Raw genomic sequence first — 20595 nt, forward strand, 5'->3', positions numbered from 1 at the left:
CATACTAGTTTTACTATTTTGCTTTATAAGCGCTGTCTACAACAAAAAAATCTGCTATAATAGGTGCAATCCGCAAGTATACCTCTGATAAATGAGGAAGTGATGAGTACAAGTTAATTGCTACATCGAATACTTTTACATATTTGCAAGATAATAAAGGAACATGTCATATTTTTATATTTATTCGAGTGTTATATGACTATACTTTTCTATTTAATGCTGCTTTCCATGCCGATTTTGTTGCTCTGTGTGCTTGGTATGCTATGGTCAGTTAAAACATCTCAATATGACGATATTGAGAATGCAGCCGATAAGATATTATTCGATTAATTAATGACAGAAATAAAATTCCATAATGTTGAGAAGTTCTTTCAGGAATTTCGTTCAACTCCAAAATTTGCTGTAATTTATGGCTCTGACGATGGCATGATATTGTCAGCATGTAAGAAGATCATTTATATATTAACTAGATTACACTCTTTTAGCACTACTATTATTGAACACGATTATAAACAACTAAAAGACTATGAGGTTTTAAAAGATGATGCACGTTCTCTCTCCTTATTTGATACTGGTTACAATATAATCGTTATCAGAAATATTCCAGATAATATAGATAAAGCGTTGATTAGTACTTTATGTGATTTAAGTGCTATTAACTGCTTCGTATTAATTATTGCGCCTGAAATAAAAAAGACATCTAAAGCTTTTTTCAGCCTCAAGAGTTTAAAAAATGCTGTATTTATACCATGTTACACACAAGATAGAAATGCTACAGAACAACTCGTGCGAAAACTTTTTGCAAAACATAAAGTTGAATATGAATATAATGTAGTTCGTTCACTTGTTGATATACTGCCACAGCATTATTTATGGGCATATTATGAGATACACAAGTTACTGCTATACAAAATGGATGAGAATGGAATTTGTATCAAGATTTCTTACGATGATTTAGCAATATTAATGCAAGATTCAGACGTACAAGCTGATGAAATATGCTTGAGCTTTTTGAATAATGATTATAAAAAAGTTTCTTCTTATATATCTGATGCAAAGCTAAGAAACTTCAACCCAATACTATTCATTAAATTAATGCAAAGCTATCTCATGCGCACGATATATGTGAAATCTGAAATTGAAAAAGCTATTAGCAAAGATACTGCAATTGCAAAATTGAAACCTCCTATATTCTGGCGCTATAAAACAGCTTTTTCACAAGCATGTGACAAACTTACATATAACGCCATATCAAACTTGCTTGAGAAGCTCATATATCTTGAAACAGCCTGTAAACAGAATTACTCTATGCAGTTCCTCTTACTAGAAAACTTCATGATATCAAATAAACTGAAACTGTAATAGAAGTTAAATGTGCAAAAATTAGCCCAGGATTCTGCCCTGTACTAATTTTTGGATATATTAATTGCTCCAGTGCCGCGCGCAAACACTATTTTCACAAAATCCGTAAATTTAAAGCGCTATTTTGACACTTGTGGCAGCATTTCATGCGCACTTTCGAGATTTTTTGGCGCGGGTTGCATTCTCATTTGTCCGATACTTGTCAATATTTAATAGTACACGCACCAAAAGTCTTGGAAGAGGCATAAAATAATGTTTAGAGTATCAAAATAGTGTTTTTAATCCGTAAGAAAATGTTATAATATCCCAAAAAACTTACGGATTTGTATTATATGCCATCAGAAGAAGTGCAAATTAATAATACTCAAAGTAGAATATTTGAGGAGAGATTATCTAATAGTTTGAATCCCAAACACAAGTTATATAAATTAAGATCGATAGTTGATTGGTGTGGTCTTGATGAGCGAATTTTTGGTAAAGTTTCTGTGAAACGATATGGTAGAAGCCGTAAAGACCGTCGTGTTATGCTTGGTTTGTTTATGTTGCAAGCCATTTCAAGTGCCTCTGATTGTTATACTGAGGAGGAGCTTCAGGAAAATTCCTATTGGCAGTATTTTTGTGGATATGACTATTTCAAAAATGACATAATTGTATCTGAAAGTTGCATAAGAAGATTTCGTCAAGCTTTAGGAGAATCTGGGTGTCGTGAGATATTAAAGGAGCTTGTCAGAATAGGCTGTAAGATTGGCACAGTTAAAAAAAAGATTTGGCAGCCGTGATTATTGATACGACAGTTCAGCCAAAGCATATAAAACATCCACATGATTGTCATCTAATGGAAAAGGCGCGTTTTCAGATAGTTGAGCTTTGCAAGGATCAAGGTATATCGCTAAATGATACATATGCAAAGTACTACAAGCGTGGAATAATGAAGGTTTGGAAATATCGTGATGATAGCAAGTCCAAAAAGCGGATTAATCAGATGAAGAAGCTGAAAAGCAGGCTTGGCCGTCTAATAAGATTTTGCCATCGTGGTATTGCAAAACTGTCATTGACTATTTCACCAGAAGCCGCAGCAATTCTAGAAAAAGCTAATATGATCTATAATCAATCTGTACTTTGCAAACGTGCCAAAGAGGATTACAAAAAAGAAAATAAGGTACTATATAGTTTCCATGAACCTGCTGTTGAGTGCATAGGCAAAGGCAAATTGCACAAACCATACGAATTCGGCAACAAGGTTGGTATAGCGGTGAGTGGCAGAGGTAATTTCATAGTTGGAATAAAGTCATTTCATGGAAATCCATACGATGGACATACACTATCTGAGATGGTTGATGAGGTGAAAAAGGTTGCAGAAGATCCCAAAAAGATATTTGTGGACCTTGGTTACCGAGGTAATAATTTAAAGTCCAAAAGCAAAGTATATACGCCATATACCAAGAAAAGCCTTAGTTTTGCTGATAAAAAGATGATGAAGCGAAGAAGTGCAATTGAGCCTATAATCGGACATTTGAAGCATTTTGGTCGTCTTGGACGTAATTATCTGCGAGGTATAATAGGAGATATAATAAATCCATTCATATCAGCCATAGGCATGAATCTGAAGGCGATAGAGCGCACCTTATCTGGCTAATCACCTGAATTTAAACATATCAAAATCAAATGCTACAAAGTGGCAATAGAGGACGCATGCTTAAAACGCAGCATTTTGAACGCCTTACAGACATTTTTCCCGTTCTGCCATAAAAAATCACAATAAATTGACACAGGTACCATTACATGAGCAGCAAAACACACAATATAAAGTTGTAACAAGGCATTTCAAAAGCTAAAATCCATACTTTTGGCGGATGGACTTAATACCATAGCAAAAAAGCGCACTATTCGCCTGCACATAGTTCTAAAGATGGCAACTCTGACACCTTAATCACGTTAGCAATTTTTCTAAGCAAACGCATAGAATAATCATGCTCATTTTCATCTGCTGCTGCACAAGCATCCTCTAGCACAACAACATCATAGTCTCTGTCATGTGCATCGCGCGCAGCTGACTGAACGGCCCAAGCACTACTAACACCTGCAATTACAAGACGTACAACCTTATTTGCACGCAAGACTGCTTCCAGTGTAGTACAATAGACCTCTTGCATAACCTATTTAAAGCTCAAAGTTATAGATACCAGCAAGTAAATTAAACCTTAAACCGAATCGTTTTCTTCTGTTCCTATAACGATCAGCGATAATTTTAAATCGTTTGATCATGCCTATGACGTTTTCATTTAAAACACGTTCACTAGACAATTGACGATTTTTCTTTTTATCTTTCCTGCTTAGTGGTCGCTTTTTTGTCTTTTTCTTTGGTAACTCTGAATTATAATGCAACTTATCAATGCCTTGATAACCAGTATCTGTAAGAACTTTAATCTCAGGGTGGATGTGAACTCCGGATTCTTTAAATAACCTGAAATCATGACGCTTGCCATTAGAAAAATTAGTGCAAATGATTTCTTTTTTCCTTTTATCCACAATAAGCTGAGTTTTTAGAGTATGTCGCCTCTTTTTTCCCGAATAAAAGTGCTTCTGTTTTTTTTAGGTCGTTCTATCGGTGTTTCAGTAGCATCAATTAACACAAGTTCGTATTCAGAATCGCTTTTTAGTAATGCTTTACGTCCAGGTAGTGAAAATCGTTTATCTTTAATTAGAGTATCTTCAATCCAACGTATATTACGATAACAGGCACTTTCACTTATTCCATAACTGCGGGAAATATGAAAATATGTCCTGTATTCACGCAAGTACTCAAGCGTCATGAGTAATCGATCTTCTAAAGCCAATTTATTGGGTTTTCCACCTTGAGACTTTAAAATAGCTTCAGCTTCTTTTAATATACTTAGTATAACTTCAAACGTTCCTCGTTTAATGCCAGTAAGCCTGCGAAACTCTTCTGCGTATTCATCTTTGATGTTTTCAAACTTCATGTTATCCTTGATAAAATCAAGGATTTTAATCAATTTATATGGTTATGCAAGAGGTCTAATAAAAAACACTTATCCTATGCTTTACAATTATTATATCCCCTTCCCTTACGTCTAGATCCTTGTGAAAGTTAGTGCCAAAATCATATAGACCTAATGCGTCAAGACCACGTGCTCCGGAAAGCATTGGAGATCCTTCAGGACATTCTATATAGCTTGGCGAGAACCCAAGTTTTGCTTGTATTACAATCCAACCATTATTTCTAGCAAATTCGATAGCAGCATTTGCCTTCGAGATCACATTATTGTTTGTGACGCATTCAGCAGATGTTGCCATCTTTCCACCATCACAAGCTATATCAAAGATGTAATCCAATCCGATAAAAGCAGTTTCCATAGTGATAATTTAGTTAAGATTAAAATTAGAATTTTAAACGCAAAAAAATCACTCAAATAGGAAGGCTGCACTTCTACCAGAGGAAGACAGCTTTTAAAAACAACAGAGTGCAAACTCCCACACTAAAAAAGCGTAAAAAGCTTAACGCTGTGCAGTTGGTTTTGCACTTTTTGAGAGCTCACACACAGCAGATACACCTTCCTGATTTAAGTCGATTAGCTCTTTTGCACATTTCATTGCAATATCATTCATTTCTTTCAGATGGTTATACATATCCTGCACAAAACTGCCATAAGCTGACGCAACCTTCTCTTGTGTCTTTTCAGGTGCTTTAATATGTTCATTCATAGCATCTACACCATTTTGTGATTGCTTTTGCATAAAAGCAATATTCTTGGTTGCCGCATTTTGAGCATTTTGCATTATTATTTGCCCAGCCTTTGACACTGATTCTAATCTATTTTGCATAACATTTTTATAATTATTATTTGCATCTTGGCCTCCCCAGTAACACGCATATGGCCAATTGAACAAGTTATACATTTTTTCCTCCAAAAATTTTTAACACAGCAGTTACTAAAGTGCTATACGCTTTAGAAATATACAATAGCAACCTGGATTGAAGTGTAACACACAAAATGCTGCGCTGCAACATTTTATTATTATCTTTTCTTTGCTATATGCAATGCCCGTAGAGCGCTTGTGTGAGAAGGATAATTTCTGTGTCAAATACTTGTATAGATTTATATTTGCGAAGGAATTAACGAAGTAATACTGGCAAATCAGGCCAAAAAGGTCAGTACAGGTGATTGCCGGCAGCGCCTAAGGATGTGACAAAGCAATTGGTCGCTAAAACAAGTTTGAAGAAGAAGTCTATTAGGTTCAAAAGGCTTACATAATGACTTAGTTAATAGAACCATATTTGCCTCTACTAAAAAGTAAGATCCGAATTTATCCAAAAAATTAATTTATCACATATATAAAGATATCAAAATCATGATAACACACATATTATCACGTCATATAGCAAAAATTCATTGCTAAAATTCAACTAATTGATTATTAATTATATAAGAAGCACCGTATAAATCTAACATTATCCTGCACTATTTTCAGTTTACATAGTCTTGTAATGCTAATACTATAATTGTTATTAGTTCAAATTTCGTACTTGAAACGACTGTTACATATATAATCATTAAGTTGGAAAAATGTTTTATGCGCTCTCTACAAGTTCAAGATGTTGCACCAGGGATTGAATCTAAAGATCAAGTTGCAGAAAAAGGTAAAATATATAATGATGACTCAATAAAAAAAGAGAAAAGAAATATAAAGTGGAATATTTTAGATTCTAAAATACTCCGATGTATAGCACTGCTGTGCTCTGTGATTTTTATCTCATACATTTCTCTTTCATTGCTTACAGCACTAATATTGTGGTTTTTTCCAACAATTGTATCCGCTTTTTCCAATCTTCAAAAGTATAAGTCATTAACAAAAAATATCATGTGTTTTAATTGCTTAGGTGCAGCTCCCTATATTTGTTTTCTACTAAAATATGGCGATGTTAGTGCAGGCACTATAAGTTTGCTTGTAGATGCAAATACTTTGTTCTATATATATGCAATAGTTGCAATCAGTATTGTGATGTATTTTGTAATACCTAGTTATATTGTTGCCTCAGAGAACATTAAACTAGTGCAAAAAATTAATAATGTTGAAAAAGAGCTAGATGCTCTTTCTGAAGAATGGAATTTTAAGAGGAACTAGAAGATGTCGGATTTTCATTCCAATACTTACCTTTTTGGTGCAAGTGCTGGGTTTTTAGAAGGAATGTATGCTATGTATATAAAATCTCCTGAGGCTATTGATCAGTCTTGGAGAGAATATTTTAAAAGCTTAGGAGATAATCCTTCAGCACTTGAAGGATTTTTAAACAGTATAGAGAAAAGTAAAGCTGTTGCTAATCCACTACAAAATGAGATATCTGAAGCATTTAGCGATACAGCTCCAAAAAAACCTATAACTGAAAAAAGTATCGGAAAAGATACATCTGCTATACAAGCAGTAGATATCCAGCAAACAATAGAAAAGATTGCAAACATATATAGAACATACGGACATACTGCTGTGAACCTTGATCCTCTGAATATAGCAAAGCAAAATATATCACAGGAGATTATTGCTATTAATGAAAATAGCAATAATGCTGGTTTTATATCTAAGAAACTGCGCGATATTTATGCTGCGCGTATAGGATATGAATTCATGCATATAGAATCAAAAGAGGTGCGTGAATGGTTCGTAAATTATTTAGAAAAAGAAAAAACTTTATACTTTAGTTCCTCACAAAAACTCAAACTATTGCAGGATTTATTTGAGGTAACTGCACTCGAAGAATATCTGCATATAAAATTTCCTGGAGCAAAAAGATTTTCTATAGAAGGTTCCGAGTCTGCAGTTGTTGCAACTGAATATATTATAAGTCAAGCAGCAAAATATGGTTTACAAGAGATTGTATTTGGAATGGCGCATAGAGGAAGATTAAATACTCTAACAAAAATATTGAAAAAACCATATAGTGCACTATTTTCGGAGTTTACTGGAAATTTTGCATTTCCTGCAAACCACCCGGGTGACGTCAAATATCACTTAGGGGCTTCTTGTGACAGAGAGGTAGAAGGAGGTAAAGTACATTTATCTTTACTTCCAAATCCTTCGCATTTAGAGGCTGTTAATCCTGTGGTAGTTGGTAGAGTCAGAGCGAGACAAGATGACATAGCGGATGTTCAAAGAAGTAAAGTTGCTGCGATCATGATGCATGGGGATGCTGCAATAGTTGGACAAGGATCTGTAGCAGAAACTATGGTTTTATCAGGGTTACCTTCTTACAATATTGGAGGAGTAATACATATTGTAATAAATAACCAGATTGGCTTTACTACCCTGCCCTCCAGCTCAAGAACTGCTAGATATTGTACTGATATAGCAAAATCTATAGGTGCTCCTATTTTACATGTTAACGGAGATGATATTGAAGCTGTAATCTTTGCAACACAACTTGCACTTGATTATAAAGCTAAATTTCATAAAGATGTGTTCATTGATATAGTAGGATATAGAAGATATGGGCACAATGAAGGTGATGAACCATTTTTTACACAACCAATCATGTATCATGCTATTTCTAATCATAAAACTCCGCCAATTATTTATAGAGATAAACTGATCTCAGAGGGTATAATCACAGAAGAGAGAGCAAGCAGTATACATGATAATTTTAAGCTTTTTTTGGATAAAGAATATGAGTTATCAAAAACTCATAAAAACGATAAGTTCGATTGGCTACACGGCGTATGGAATGGTTATGTATCTTCTGCTGACCAAAATGCTAGCAATACACCTACTGGGGTTGATGAAGTTCGTTTAAGAGAAATAGGTGTAAAATTAACAACAGTTCCTAGCGATTTTAGTTTAAACAGCAAAATTGAAAGACAACTTTTGACGAAGCGCAAATTAATAGAGATGGGTGAAAATATAGATTGGGGCACGGGTGAAGCACTTGCTTTAGCAAGCCTCTTAGATGAAGGAATATGCGTTAGAATGAGCGGACAGGATGTGGAACGTGGAACATTTTCTCATAGACATGCTGTTCTTACAGATCAAACAAATGAAAAAAAGTTTACTCCGCTTAATAACTTGCGTGATGATCAAGTTTCTAAGATTGAAATATGCAATAGTTATCTTTCAGAACTTGGAGTATTAGGTTTTGAATATGGCTATAGCCTTGCAGCTCCTGGTAAGCTAGTAATTTGGGAAGCACAATTTGGAGATTTTGCAAATGGCGCGCAAGTTTTGATTGATCAGTTTATAGTATCAGCAGAAGCAAAATGGCTTCGTATGAGTGGTATTACATTGTTATTACCGCATGGTTATGAAGGACAAGGACCTGAACATAGCTCTGCAAGACTTGAGCGTTTCCTTCAGTTATGCGCAAACAACAATATACAAGTTGCAAATTGCACAACTCCTGCTTCATTGTTTCATATTTTACGCAGACAGGTTCATAGAAATTACAGAAAGCCTTTGATTTTAATGACTCCAAAATCACTACTGCGCCATAAGCTTGCTGTATCAAAAATATCCGACATGGGGCAAGGCACACAATTTAACCCACTAATACCGGAAAATGATCAAGGAGTCTTGCCAGATAAAAACATTAGAAAAGTAATAATATGTAGCGGCAAAGTGTATTTTGATCTATATGAAATGCGAGCTGAAAAGAATGCTATGGATATAGTAATATTAAGGTTGGAGCAAATTTATCCGATACCAACAAATGAGCTTGAAACTCAGCTTTTGCGGTATACAAACGCAAAAGTAATATGGTGTCAAGAAGAACACGAAAATATGGGAGCTTTTAGATTTGTAAAAGATCTGATAACAGGTGTTTTGCAAAAAATAAATCATTTTGATACAAGACTTGATTATGTAGGTCGCCCAGAATCAGCATCAACCGCTGCTGGTTATGGAAAATTGCACTCCATAGAGCATGGTACAATGATGCAGGAGGCATTCTCATAAAAACAGATGAATGATTACAAATTTTCAAAGGCATCAGATTTAATGCCTTTAAAAGCTTGCTATTCTCTCAAATACAATGATTAACCATAGAATAGTCGTAAAAATTTGATTTATTTTTGCATATTGGGCATAGACAAATAAGCAACTAACTTTTGAATTTTAATTTAAAAAAATATGCAATAGTTGTTTCATATCTACTATATTATTGCTTAGAAGAGCATGAGATTAGTATAAAAATTAGTAATATTTAAGTTTAATTCATATTCATTTAGCAAATGTCAGATTCTAAAAATAGCGTTCAGATCATAGTCCCTCCACTTGGGGAATCAGTAACAGAAGCTACTGTGGCAAAGTGGCATAAAAAAATTGGTGAAGCTGTCACTGTAGACGAATTATTGGTGGAACTGGAAACAGAAAAAGTTGCGCTTGAGGTAAGCGCTCCAAACTCTGGAGTACTAAGCGAAATTGCAATTGATGTAGGGGGAACAGTAAATATAGGTGCACTTCTTGGTTCTATAGATACTAGTGTGCAAGCTATAGCAGCTCCAAAGGCAATACCCCAAGTTTCTTCAGATGCAAAGACAAAACAGGATACAGTTATAGCATCGCCAGCTGCAAACAAGATTGCAGCAGACAATGACATAGATCTATCATCTATAGATGGCAGCGGCAGGTCCGGCCGTATCACAAAAGGCGATGTCATACAAAGCCAAAATTCTCCTACTATAAGTGTACCTACTGTAAAATCTGCACAAGAGGACGTCCTAGTCAGCTCTGCTCAAGGCGGAAGAACAGAAACAAAAGTAGTGATGACAAGACTTCGCAAGACTATAGCAAAAAGACTGAAAGATTCTCAAAATACTGCAGCTATACTTTCAACATTCAATGAAATTGATATGTTTGAAGTAATCAGATTACGCCAAACATATCAAGAGAAGTTCAAGGAAAAACATTCTATCAAGTTGGGTTTCATGTCGTTTTTTGTCAAGGCTGTAGTAATAGCATTGCAGGAATCTCCAAATATGAACGCCGAGATAAGAGGAGATGATATAATATATAAAGATTATTATGACATTGGAGTTGCAGTTGGTACAGAACAAGGTCTTGTTGTACCTATTGTACGAGATGCTGATAAGCTCTCATTTGCAGAACTAGAAACCAGAATATCAGAGCTTGGGAAGAAAGCTAGAGATGGAAAGTTGAGTATGTCTGATATGACAGGTGGCACTTTCAGCATCACAAACGGTGGTATATATGGCTCGCTTTTATCGACGCCTATAATCAATCCACCACAATCTGGAATACTTGGTATGCATAATATAGTAGAACGCCCAATCGCAATGGCAGGTCAGGTTGTGATACGTCCTATGACTTATGTAGCTCTTTCATATGATCATAGAATAGTAGACGGAAAAGAAGCAGTAACCTTTTTGGTACGCATCAAAGAACTTGTAGAACACCCAGAAAGATTATTACTAAATATATAAGGTAGATGTTTAAGTACCATAAAATACTAGCTAGTCGCCTGCATCATAACTCTGAGGAACATAGGATTTATCTTGGCCTGCAAGCAATTATTGCGCACCGAAAGTCCAGCAGAAAAAGTAGCAAAACCTGCCAAAATCAACTTTGATACTGTCTTAAGAGTCAAGCAGTAAATGTTGGATTAAATTGATTATTATCTTTAATTACTCAAAAGACGACATGTAGCAATTTAGGCATAATAGCAACAATTTCCGCTCTTCAAGGGTCGTGCCAGCTAAAAATGCTTCATAGGCGCTTTTTATAGAATCTGGAATCTTAGATGCAGCATTTATATAATCAGCAATAATAGCAGCATTTTCTTTGAGGTGAGAAGCAAATTTTGGATTTATCTGCTCTAGCTTATCAAAAAGCTTGAGTCTTTATCAAAGATTGTGTAAATTATAGTAGAGCCTATATTTGGAATTAATAAAGAATATAGGTAATTAGAATGAAGACAGAAAAGAATAAGAAAATAAATGAAGCGATAGATTTACTGATAGAAGGAGGAGCGGATTTAAAGACAGTACTGAAGCAGGATGGATTGATTAAGGAATTAACGAAGAGTATTTTGGAGAGAGCCTTGCAGGCAGAAATGTCTGAACACTTAGGTTATAACAAATATGATAGGTCTGAAACTGAGAATTGCAGGAATGGTCATTATAATAAGAATTTGATTACTGAGAATGGCAGTATCGAGTTAAATATTCCGCGAGATAGAGAAGGTAAATTTGCACCTGTAATTGTCTCCAAGAATCAAACAAGAATAGATGGTTTAGATCAAAAGATAATATCTCTGTATGCCAAGGGGATGAGTTTGTCTGATATCAAGATCCAATTACAAGAATTATATGGAGCAGAAGTTAGTGAGAGTTTAATTAGTAGGGTTACAGATGATGTAATTGATGAGGTTAGAATTTGGCAGAGTAGACCTCTTGAACCATTATATCCTATAGTATATTTTGATTGTTTAATAGTTAAGGTAAGGCAAGATAAACAGATAATTAATAAATCAGTATATGTTGCGCTGGGTATAGATTTACAGGGCCGAAAAGATATTTTAGGATTATGGATAAGTGAGAATGAAGGATCTAAATTCTGGCTTAGTAATTTTACTGAATTGAAGAATCGAGGATTAAAAGATATATTAATTGCCTGTAGTGATAACCTGACTGGTATGTCTGAAGCTATATGCGCAAGTTATCCCAAAACTGAGCATCAGCTTTGTATAGTACATCAAATTAGAAATAGCCTGAAGTATGTATCATATAAAGACAGAAAATTATTGGCATCAGATTTAAAGCTTATTTATAGCTCTGCTACTGAAGATGAAGCGCGTCTTGCTCTAGAATCTTTTGATAAGAAATGGAGTAAACGATATCCACATATATCAAAATCCTGGTATAATAATTGGGAGAATCTGGTAATATTTTTGCAATATCCAGAGAGTATCCGTAAGATAATTTACACTACAAATGCTATAGAATCGCTGAATAGTCAGTTGAGAAAAGTTACAAGAAATAAGCGTGTTTTCCCAAATGATGATTCGGTATTCAAGGTTTTATACCTAACGATTGATTATATTACCAAAAAATGGACCATGCCTATCTCTAAATGGAATGAAGCTATGGCTCATTTTATAATCAAATTTGATGGGAGATTTTAATGGCTCTAAAAAATTTACACAATCAATTGGATAGACCCATCGCATGTGCTTTCATGTGCGCTAATATCATGTGTTCTACTATCGCCTGTGCTTTCGTGTGCGCTAATATCATGTGTTCTACTATCATTTGCGCTTTTCCCATTGCTAGAATCTTTCAGCAAATACTCTTCAAATAGAGTGGAATGTTTTGGTATTGCTTTTTCTTGTGAAGTGCGAGCCTTTCCGCTTGCAAATGCAGTTAAATTTTCTATAACTTCAGGGCCGCAGTTGCTGTATTTTTGTTTTTCTACTTTCGCTCTTCTAATGGCAGTAGTATAACCATTAGATTCTAGCTCTGCTCTAACTTTTGCAAAAAGCGATTCTGGCAGCGGATTCAATTCAGAATCCATGTAGTGGAGCACAACTTTATCGCCATGTTTTCTAGCTGCAATTCCAACTAAATGGCTTCCACCTATGTTAAATGGCATTAGTATTGTCTCTTTGGCAGAAGCTAAGATAAATGATGAGAGTTTCGCAGCAACATCATCGCTATTATTTTCTTGAAGAATATAACTTGCCTCAAGCACATCAACTGAGTCTAGTGCACCTGGCTTTGCATCCTCAAGCCGCAGTTTTAGCAAAAAAGCTACATGATCTTGGTAATAATAAGAAAGCGCTGCAGGAATCTCTGGGATGGAAATTCCGCTTTCTGCGCCGTATATTTTCATCCCTAAACTCTTCAGAAAATTTTTCATTATCTTCTTAGAACCTCGATTCATCTCAGCTAAATCCAGCACAGTTTCGCCAGAATTATTTTTGCTTTTTAATAATAATTGAACTTTTTCTGGAAAATTCTCTATTAAAAGTTTGAGTGAGTCTTTGTTATATTCTGCCGCTAAATGTAGAGGAGTATTGCGACGATGATCAGTTGTATTCAGTATGCTTTCTTTAAATCTTTCAATCAGCAGTTCCAATGCTTTTGTGTTACGTAGAGCGGCATAATGCGCCACAGTCTCGCCATTTCGCGCTCTAACTTCCAGCACTTGTTCTGGAAATTTATTCATCAAGAGTATTAGTGAATTATCGTTAAATTGAACGGCGTGATGTAATATTGTATCGCCATATTTATCCTTCAATTGCAAGATTTTTCCTTGGTGCTGCTCTATTAAGATCTCAAGTGATTTGCTGGAGATTTGAGTGGCATGGTGGAAAGCTGTGTAGCCATTTTTATCTCTAAATTCTAATAATCCATTACTTACTTTAAAGTTCTCTATTAGCATCGCCAGTGACTCTTCATTCTGTGCTGCCCAATGCAGAACAGTTTCGCCATTGTTATCTTCTTTCCAAAGCAAGCTTTCCACTTTCTTTGGAAAGCGGGTTATCAGAAGCCTTAGCGAATTTGGCTCAAGAGTTGCCAAGTGCAACGGAGTTTTACCGTGGTTATTTTGCATATCTAAAAATCTTTCGACTTCTTTTGGAAAGTCACTTATCAAGAATTTTAATGAGTCCGGAGCTTTGATAGAAGAATGCAGTATAGTGTCACCAGAAATATTTGGCTGAATATCTAGCATAATTTGCACTACTCTCTTAAATTCATCTAATAAACATTTCAGTGAGTTTGGAACCTGAACGGCAACGTGTAGTGGAGTATTTCCGTATTTATTTTGTTCATGTAACAGATCATCTATTGTGCTTTTAAATTGCTCTATCAATAGCAGCAGAGAGGGTGAAAACTGAACAGCAAAGTGCAGTACAGTATCATTATCTTTATTTTGTGCTTTTAGCAGATTCTCTACAGTGCTTGAAAATTCATCCATCAAGAGGTGTAGAGATTCTTGAAACTGAACAGCAAAATGTAGTACAGTATCGCCATCTCTGTTTTTCACTTTCAGCAAGCTATCTACTGTAAGCGGAAACTTTTCTACTAAAAGCTGCAGTGAATTTGGAATTTTTGCAGCCAAGTGTACCACAGTGTCGCCATCGCCATTTTGCCACTCCAGCATAGTTTCCACTTGTTTTGGAAATATACTTATCAAAAGTTTCAGCGATTCTGGAGTGTGAGTTGCGAAGTGAAGTGCTGTTTCACCATAGTGATTTTCTAGTTCCAGCAAGCTTTCTATTTTTTTTGAAAATGCACTTATCAAAAGTTTCAGTGAATCTGGAAAGTTAGAAGCAAAGTGCAAGGCTATTGCATCAGAATGATTCTGTATTTCAAGCATTCTTTCTACTTGTTCTTTGAACTTATCTATCAAAATATGTAATGATTCTGGATTGGGAATTGCAAAGCGTAGCACTGTGTCATCATAATCATTTGGCATCTCTAGCAATTTCTCTACTTTTTCTGGAAATTTGTCTATTAGCAGCTTGAGCGCGTCTGGATTGAAACGCGCGGCATGATGCAACACTGTGTGGCCACGGCTATCTTTTACTTCAAAAATATCTTCCTTAAACTGATCTATCAGGAGATTTAGCGAATCTTTGTTAAGTTGAGCTGCATGGTGCAAAGCTGTATAGCCATCTTCATCTCTGATTTCTAAAAAAGCTCGCATTATTTCAAATTGTTCCAGCAGAAATTTTAATGATTCTGAGTTTTGAACGGCAAAGTGTAATACGGTTTCACCATAGTTATTTTGCTCTTCTAGCAAGTTTGCTACATCAAGTGGAAATTTTGCTGTTAATAATTTTAGCGAATTGCTATCTAAAGCCGCATGGTGTACTGCTGTATTGCCATCTTTTTCTTTGACGCTGAGTAGATCTCTAATTTTGTTTGGAAATGTATTGATTAAAAGTTTTAGCGAATCTGTATTGTACATTACTGCATATCGCAGCATTGTTTGAGCATCTTGCTCATTCTTCTTCTCCTCTAATAAGTTTTTAATTTCTAGTGAAAATTTTAGTATCAGGCTTTTTAATGCATGGACATTATGCCGCGTTGCATAGTTTAGCACTGTATCACCGTAACTATCTCTTGCTGTAAGCATTTGCTTTGGAAATCTATTCATAAGAAGCCTCAGTGAATCCAGGTTCAGCTGCATCGCTTGATATGAAACTGTTTCGCCATTTTCATCAGCAATATCAAGTATATCTTCTTGAAACTTGTCTATTAGAATCTCCAATGATGCTGGATTGAGCTGTGCCGCATGATGAAATATTTTAGCGCCATTTTGATCTTTCATCTTAAACGCTTCCTCTGGAAACGTATCTATGAGAAGTTTCAGAGAATCTTTGTTACATTGCGCGGCTATGTGTAGTGCTGTATAGCCATGTGCCTCTGTGAGTGGAAGTAGTGCTTTAACTTCTTCTTGAAATCTATCTATTAATATTTGCAGAGAATCTTTGTTGTATGCTGCAGTGTAATGCAGCGCTGTCATTCCATATTTATTTTGCTCACCTAATAAGCTCTTTGCTACATCTGGAAATTCATCTAACAGAAATTTAAACGAATCTTTGTTAAATTGTGCTGCAAAATATAGCACATTATCGCCATTATTATTCTTTATAGCAATTAAGTCTTTAACTTTTTCTCTGAATTCATTTGTTAATATTTGCAGCGAGTCTCTGTTATAAGCGGCGAAGTGCAGTGCTGTATTTCCATGATTATCTTTTTTGAGCAGAAATTTCTCCACTCTACTTCGATATTCTTTTATGAAATTTTTTAGTTGATCTGGATTTTCTTGAGCGACGAGACGTAATGTTTGGTAATTAATGTTACTGACGCCTTTCATAAATTACTCCTCATGATTTATCTGATTTTGAAAGCTTAAAAGCAATAAATCGAAATTTCTCATCACAAAGCCTCACAAAGAGCTATAGCAAATGAGCACGCAACCATAAGTGAAATAAATTGTAGTATTTTAGTAGGCTATTTGAAAGAGAGGCGGATAATGCATTGATAGTAGTAACAAATGAAGAGTTATTATTTAAATTATGCATATATGAAGTTAGATTTCAAAAAGAGCTATGAGAATGATATGCAAGTGTTAATAAAATGCATAAGAATCATTCTAAAGGCGCTAATTTTGAAAAGTGTAGCGAGTATACTCAACTATTAGGATATATCTCGATAAAGAGAAGAGTCAATAGTAAAAATAGAATTTTGCTATATTCTTCGCTTTAACACAGATAATGCAGATAATATTAGGGTTTTCTCCATGGTTACTTGCAATAGATAGCAACAAGAAGTATATACATGAGGTAAATGACAGAAAGATGTAAGAAAATAATGATATAGCATGAAATATCACATATTATTTTAGCATAGATGCGGCTGGATTGCATAAATAGGTATGGCTCTGATCTCCTTGTGTTTATGAGATGCCAAGTGTTATATGTATTTCAATATTCTTAGTTTGATTCAAAATTCACAGTGGTAATTTAGATTCGTTTGATTAATGTTTAGTTCTATGCGCTGCTTTGTATCAAAAATCCAAAATGCAAGCTCTTCATTTACCTTGCGGTAATAGACCTCTTGCATAACCTATTTAAAGCTCAAAGTTATAGATACCAGCAAGTAAATTAAACCTTAAACCGAATCGTTTTCTTCTGTTCCTATAACGATCAGCGATAATTTTAAATCGTTTGATCATGCCTATGACGTTTTCATTTAAAACACGTTCACTAGACAATTGACGATTTTTCTTTTTATCTTTCCTGCTTAGTGGTCGCTTTTTTGTCTTTTTCTTTGGTAACTCTGAATTATAATGCAACTTATCAATGCCTTGATAACCAGTATCTGTAAGAACTTTAATCTCAGGGTGGATGTGAACTCCGGATTCTTTAAATAACCTGAAATCATGACGCTTGCCATTAGAAAAATTAGTGCAAATGATTTCTTTTTTCCTTTTATCCACAATAAGCTGAGTTTTTAGAGTATGTCGCCTCTTTTTTCCCGAATAAAAGTGCTTCTGTTTTTTTTAGGTCGTTCTATCGGTGTTTCAGTAGCATCAATTAACACAAGTTCGTATTCAGAATCGCTTTTTAGTAATGCTTTACGTCCAGGTAGTGAAAATCGTTTATCTTTAATTAGAGTATCTTCAATCCAACGTATATTACGATAACAGGCACTTTCACTTATTCCATAACTGCGGGAAATATGAAAATATGTCCTGTATTCACGCAAGTACTCAAGCGTCATGAGTAATCGATCTTCTAAAGCCAATTTATTGGGTTTTCCACCTTGAGACTTTAAAATAGCTTCAGCTTCTTTTAATATACTTAGTATAACTTCAAACGTTCCTCGTTTAATGCCAGTAAGCCTGCGAAACTCTTCTGCGTATTCATCTTTGATGTTTTCAAACTTCATGTTATCCTTGATAAAATCAAGGATTTTAATCAATTTATATGGTTATGCAAGAGGTCTAATGTATATTGGTACGTATTTGTTGAAATAAAAATTAAAGATTTTAAGGGTGAAGTATTAAAACATATTTTGTAATACGGATAAAGCAAAAAGCATGAGGTTTTATATGATAATCTCGACTGTTTTTTGTTATATTTCATACTGAAGTTAAATATAATAATAAGCACTTTTGTTAGGTTAATTTCTTTGCTTTATATGCATCTTTAAATCTTGATTTATTATGTTGCTGCATTTATATTCGCCCCTGGAACTACATTGCTTGCTAAGCTTGATTTGGATTTTGCTTGACAGATTTTTGAATAATTGAATGCATTTATAGTGATATTTTTATTAAACATTACCTCAAGTAAGTGCACTAAGCGAAGATTTTGAGAGCATGATTTTTTAGAGTAATAATTAGTCGCCTGCGTCATAACTTTAAGAAGCTAGAGTGATTTATCTTTGCCTGCAAGTAATTATGATACACAAAAAGTCCAGCAGAAAAATTGACAAAATTGCTCAAAATTTTATGGATTTTGTGAGAATAGTGTTTGCCAAGTACAGGAATATTATAGCTGAAAATTGGTACATGGCGGTTGCTAAGCTAATTTTACTACATTTAACTTTTCGCAAAAATTTATTTGCTTAGCAAATCGATTTTTGATGGGTAGACTAATTAATTTTTTTGCATAACAATTTTTACATATTTGCCAAAAAATTAACTGAGTAATATAGAAAATTAGGCAGAAAAAGTTTGTAACAATGATTTTGCAAGCAGTGCTTAAATTATGTATAGTTGCTTCAATTTAGCATATTACGTATTAAGTTTTTGCGAGTGGCAAATTAGACGCTATAGACTGCAGAAGTAAACAATGATAATTTCATCTGAAATTTTATTGCTTTAATGAAGTAATGTATCAAGGTGAGTATTTATACGTGCAGCATAATGATGTTTGGAATTCAGAAAATATAGCAATAATGTTTGTATATTAAAAGTTATGTTATGAAATATAGCCTTTATTGTGAGTTATAAAATCTGTTACTGAAGCTAGCAGATTTTAGGTTTGTTTGCCGATATTATTACTTGCTTATATAAAAAAGTAGAGTAATTTTTATTGTTTGTAGCTTTTTTTAATAAATCTTTGTCTTTATTTGTGATGGTAATTTTAGATAGTTTTGCTATACCTTTTTATTTTACAAATTTTTTCCAAAGAAGAATTTGTAATTCTATATAATTGTAAATGACTGGTGATAATGCAGAACTTTGGTGCTTCTACTCCGTACTACGAAAAATTTCTTATAGGCTCTGAGGAATGGTGTTCACTTCCATCTTTAGGTCTGCCAATCATCAAAATTAGAATTGATTCTGGTGCAAAAACTTCTGCATTACATGCGGTGAATATAATACCATATATAGAAAATGGTGTTGAATATGTTAAGTTTGATATACACCCAATACAGGATAATAGGCGTATAGTGAAGTCTTGTGTTGCTCCTGTTGTATCCAAGAAAGTTGTAAGAAGTTCGAATGATGTACTAGAACATAGATTTGTCATTTCTACTAAGATCAAAATGGGTGACTCTATTTGGGATATAGATGTAAGTCTAACGAATAGAGACTCTATGGGGTATAGAATGATACTTGGAAGAGAAGGGATGCGAAATAGAGTTTTTGTAGATCCAGATTCATCATTTTTAACTCATAAAATTTCTGATAAAAAGGCGCTACAGTTATATAGCAGCAAAGTAGTTTCCAGATCTGGTTTGAATATAATATTGCTTGCTTCAAATCCAGAATTATACTCAAATAAGCGTATTATGGAGGCTGCGCGTGCTAGAAATCATAATATTTCATTTGTGAATATTGGAGACTGCTATATTAACGTGCAGTATGGTGGTTATTCTATATACCATGCAGTTACTAAAAAGGAGTTAAAGGAAGTTGATGCAGTTATTCCAAGACTGAGACCTTCTATGACATTCTATGGATGTGCTCTCACAAGGCAGTTTAATTCTTTGGGTGCGTTTTGTTTAAATGATGCAGTTTCTATATCAAATTCCAGAGATAAGCTTAGGTGCCTTCAGATTTTAGCTGGTAAAGGTATAAATCTTCCAGTTACTAGTTTTGCAAGTGCTCCTGATGCTACTCAACATTTAATAGAGACTGTTGGTGGTGCTCCTGTTATAATAAAATTGCTGGAAGGAACGCAAGGTAGGGGGGTTGTACTTGCAGAGACTAGAAAGGCTGCAGCTAGTGTTATTAATGCATTCAAAAGTGTAAAAGCTAATATTCTTGTACAAGAGTATATTAAAGAAGCTGGTGGTTCAGATATCAGGTGCTTTGTTATAGAAGATAAGGTTGTAGCTGCAATGCAAAGACGTTCTGCCCCAGATGATTTTAGATCGAATCTTCATTTGGGAGGAAGAGCATATAAAGTACAACTTACAAAAGAAGAGGTGAAGATTGCAATATCTGCTTCAAGAACTTTGGGGTTAAAAGTTGCGGGAGTGGATATTATAAGGTCAAAAGATGGTCCAAAAGTGATAGAGGTGAATTCTTCTCCTGGACTTGAGGGAGTAGAGACAATTACAGGGAAGGATATAGCAACTATGATGATAAGATGCATAGAGAAAAACATATACGGGATATCTTCGATGTAGAAAAATAAAATGAATTATATTAAGTTCTTACATTATATTTCTTGTGAAACTTGTTTCACAAGTGAGGCAAGTGTAAGGAGCATGGTATACGTGAGGTATATGAGCATTC

Annotated in this window: 15 protein-coding genes and 1 pseudogene; 10 read left to right on the forward strand and 6 right to left on the reverse strand. The window is 34.6% G+C overall.

Annotated features, from left to right (window positions below):
- Positions 1-195 precede the first annotated feature (195 nt).
- From ccoS to AACL20_RS02700, 4 genes are all read left to right on the forward strand, one after another.
- Positions 196-330: a cbb3-type cytochrome oxidase assembly protein CcoS gene (gene ccoS, locus AACL20_RS06885; protein ID WP_410519919.1), complete on the forward strand. Its 135-nt coding sequence runs from the start codon at positions 196-198 to the stop codon at positions 328-330.
- 3 nt (positions 331-333) lie between these two features.
- Positions 334-1362 (forward strand): DNA polymerase III subunit delta, encoded by a 1029-nt coding sequence (gene holA, locus AACL20_RS02690; RefSeq protein WP_339052541.1) that lies wholly within the window; start codon positions 334-336, stop codon positions 1360-1362.
- A gap of 332 nt (positions 1363-1694) precedes the next feature.
- Positions 1695-2141: a transposase gene (locus AACL20_RS02695; RefSeq protein ID WP_339051717.1), complete on the forward strand. Its 447-nt coding sequence runs from the start codon at positions 1695-1697 to the stop codon at positions 2139-2141.
- 56 nt (positions 2142-2197) lie between these two features.
- Entirely contained in the window at positions 2198-2998 is an 801-nt protein-coding gene (locus tag AACL20_RS02700) for a transposase (protein ID WP_339051716.1), read from the forward strand.
- A gap of 247 nt (positions 2999-3245) precedes the next feature.
- On the opposite strand, the gene AACL20_RS02705 is transcribed toward AACL20_RS02700, so the two are convergent.
- The 4 genes from AACL20_RS02705 to AACL20_RS02720 form a co-directional block, all read right to left on the reverse strand.
- A complete protein-coding gene (locus tag AACL20_RS02705; RefSeq protein ID WP_339052542.1) occupies positions 3246-3515 on the reverse strand; it encodes an isochorismatase family protein in 270 nt (89 codons plus the stop codon).
- Positions 3516-3522: 7 nt separating this feature from the next.
- Positions 3523-4343, reverse strand: a protein-coding gene (locus AACL20_RS02710) for an IS5 family transposase (RefSeq protein WP_339051669.1) whose coding sequence is annotated in 2 segments (ribosomal slippage) — positions 3523-3956 and positions 3956-4343 — 822 coding nt in all. Because the reading frame shifts where the segments join, the coding sequence is not laid out codon by codon here.
- A 55-nt stretch (positions 4344-4398) separates the two neighbouring features.
- Positions 4399-4737: an isochorismatase family protein gene (locus AACL20_RS02715; RefSeq protein WP_339052543.1), complete on the reverse strand. Its 339-nt coding sequence runs from the start codon at positions 4735-4737 to the stop codon at positions 4399-4401.
- A 141-nt stretch (positions 4738-4878) separates the two neighbouring features.
- Positions 4879-5280, reverse strand: a complete 402-nt coding sequence (locus AACL20_RS02720; protein ID WP_339052544.1) for a phasin family protein — start codon at positions 5278-5280, stop codon at positions 4879-4881.
- Between the two features lie 675 nt (positions 5281-5955).
- On the opposite strand from AACL20_RS02720, the gene AACL20_RS02725 reads away from it, so the two are divergent.
- The 4 genes from AACL20_RS02725 (at position 5956) to AACL20_RS02740 (ending at position 12508) form a co-directional block, all read left to right on the forward strand.
- Positions 5956-6507: a hypothetical protein gene (locus AACL20_RS02725; RefSeq protein ID WP_339052545.1), complete on the forward strand. Its 552-nt coding sequence runs from the start codon at positions 5956-5958 to the stop codon at positions 6505-6507.
- Positions 6508-6510: 3 nt separating this feature from the next.
- Positions 6511-9321, forward strand: coding sequence for a 2-oxoglutarate dehydrogenase E1 component (locus tag AACL20_RS02730; RefSeq protein WP_339052546.1), 2811 nt, complete (start codon positions 6511-6513; stop codon positions 9319-9321).
- A 275-nt stretch (positions 9322-9596) separates the two neighbouring features.
- A complete protein-coding gene (odhB, locus tag AACL20_RS02735) occupies positions 9597-10808 on the forward strand; it encodes a 2-oxoglutarate dehydrogenase complex dihydrolipoyllysine-residue succinyltransferase (protein ID WP_339052547.1) in 1212 nt (403 codons plus the stop codon).
- A gap of 485 nt (positions 10809-11293) precedes the next feature.
- Positions 11294-12508, forward strand: coding sequence for an IS256 family transposase (locus AACL20_RS02740; protein WP_339052548.1), 1215 nt, complete (start codon positions 11294-11296; stop codon positions 12506-12508).
- A 14-nt stretch (positions 12509-12522) separates the two neighbouring features.
- Here the strand turns inward: AACL20_RS02740 and AACL20_RS02745 are convergent, their stop codons facing one another.
- Both AACL20_RS02745 and AACL20_RS02750 read right to left on the reverse strand, forming a co-directional pair.
- Positions 12523-16212 carry an ankyrin repeat domain-containing protein gene (locus AACL20_RS02745; RefSeq protein ID WP_339052549.1) on the reverse strand — a complete coding sequence of 1230 codons (3690 nt, stop codon included), beginning with the start codon at positions 16210-16212 and terminating at the stop codon, positions 12523-12525.
- Between the two features lie 756 nt (positions 16213-16968).
- Positions 16969-17789 (reverse strand): IS5 family transposase gene (locus tag AACL20_RS02750; RefSeq protein WP_339051669.1). Its coding sequence is split into 2 segments (ribosomal slippage): positions 16969-17402 and positions 17402-17789, totalling 822 coding nucleotides; the frame shifts between segments, so codons are not numbered across the junction.
- Between the two features lie 1290 nt (positions 17790-19079).
- On the opposite strand from AACL20_RS02750, the pseudogene AACL20_RS06890 reads away from it, so the two are divergent.
- Together AACL20_RS06890 and rimK are read left to right on the forward strand one after the other, a co-directional pair.
- Positions 19080-19517 (forward strand): annotated as a pseudogene (locus AACL20_RS06890) (ATP-dependent zinc protease); the annotation flags it as partial.
- Positions 19518-19589: 72 nt separating this feature from the next.
- Complete coding sequence (gene rimK / locus AACL20_RS06895) at positions 19590-20486, forward strand: 30S ribosomal protein S6--L-glutamate ligase (RefSeq protein WP_410519931.1); 897 nt, start codon at positions 19590-19592, stop codon at positions 20484-20486.
- Positions 20487-20595 lie beyond the last annotated feature (109 nt).

The organism is Candidatus Lariskella endosymbiont of Epinotia ramella, from assembly GCF_964019805.1.
Lineage (GTDB): Bacteria > Pseudomonadota > Alphaproteobacteria > Rickettsiales > Midichloriaceae > Lariskella.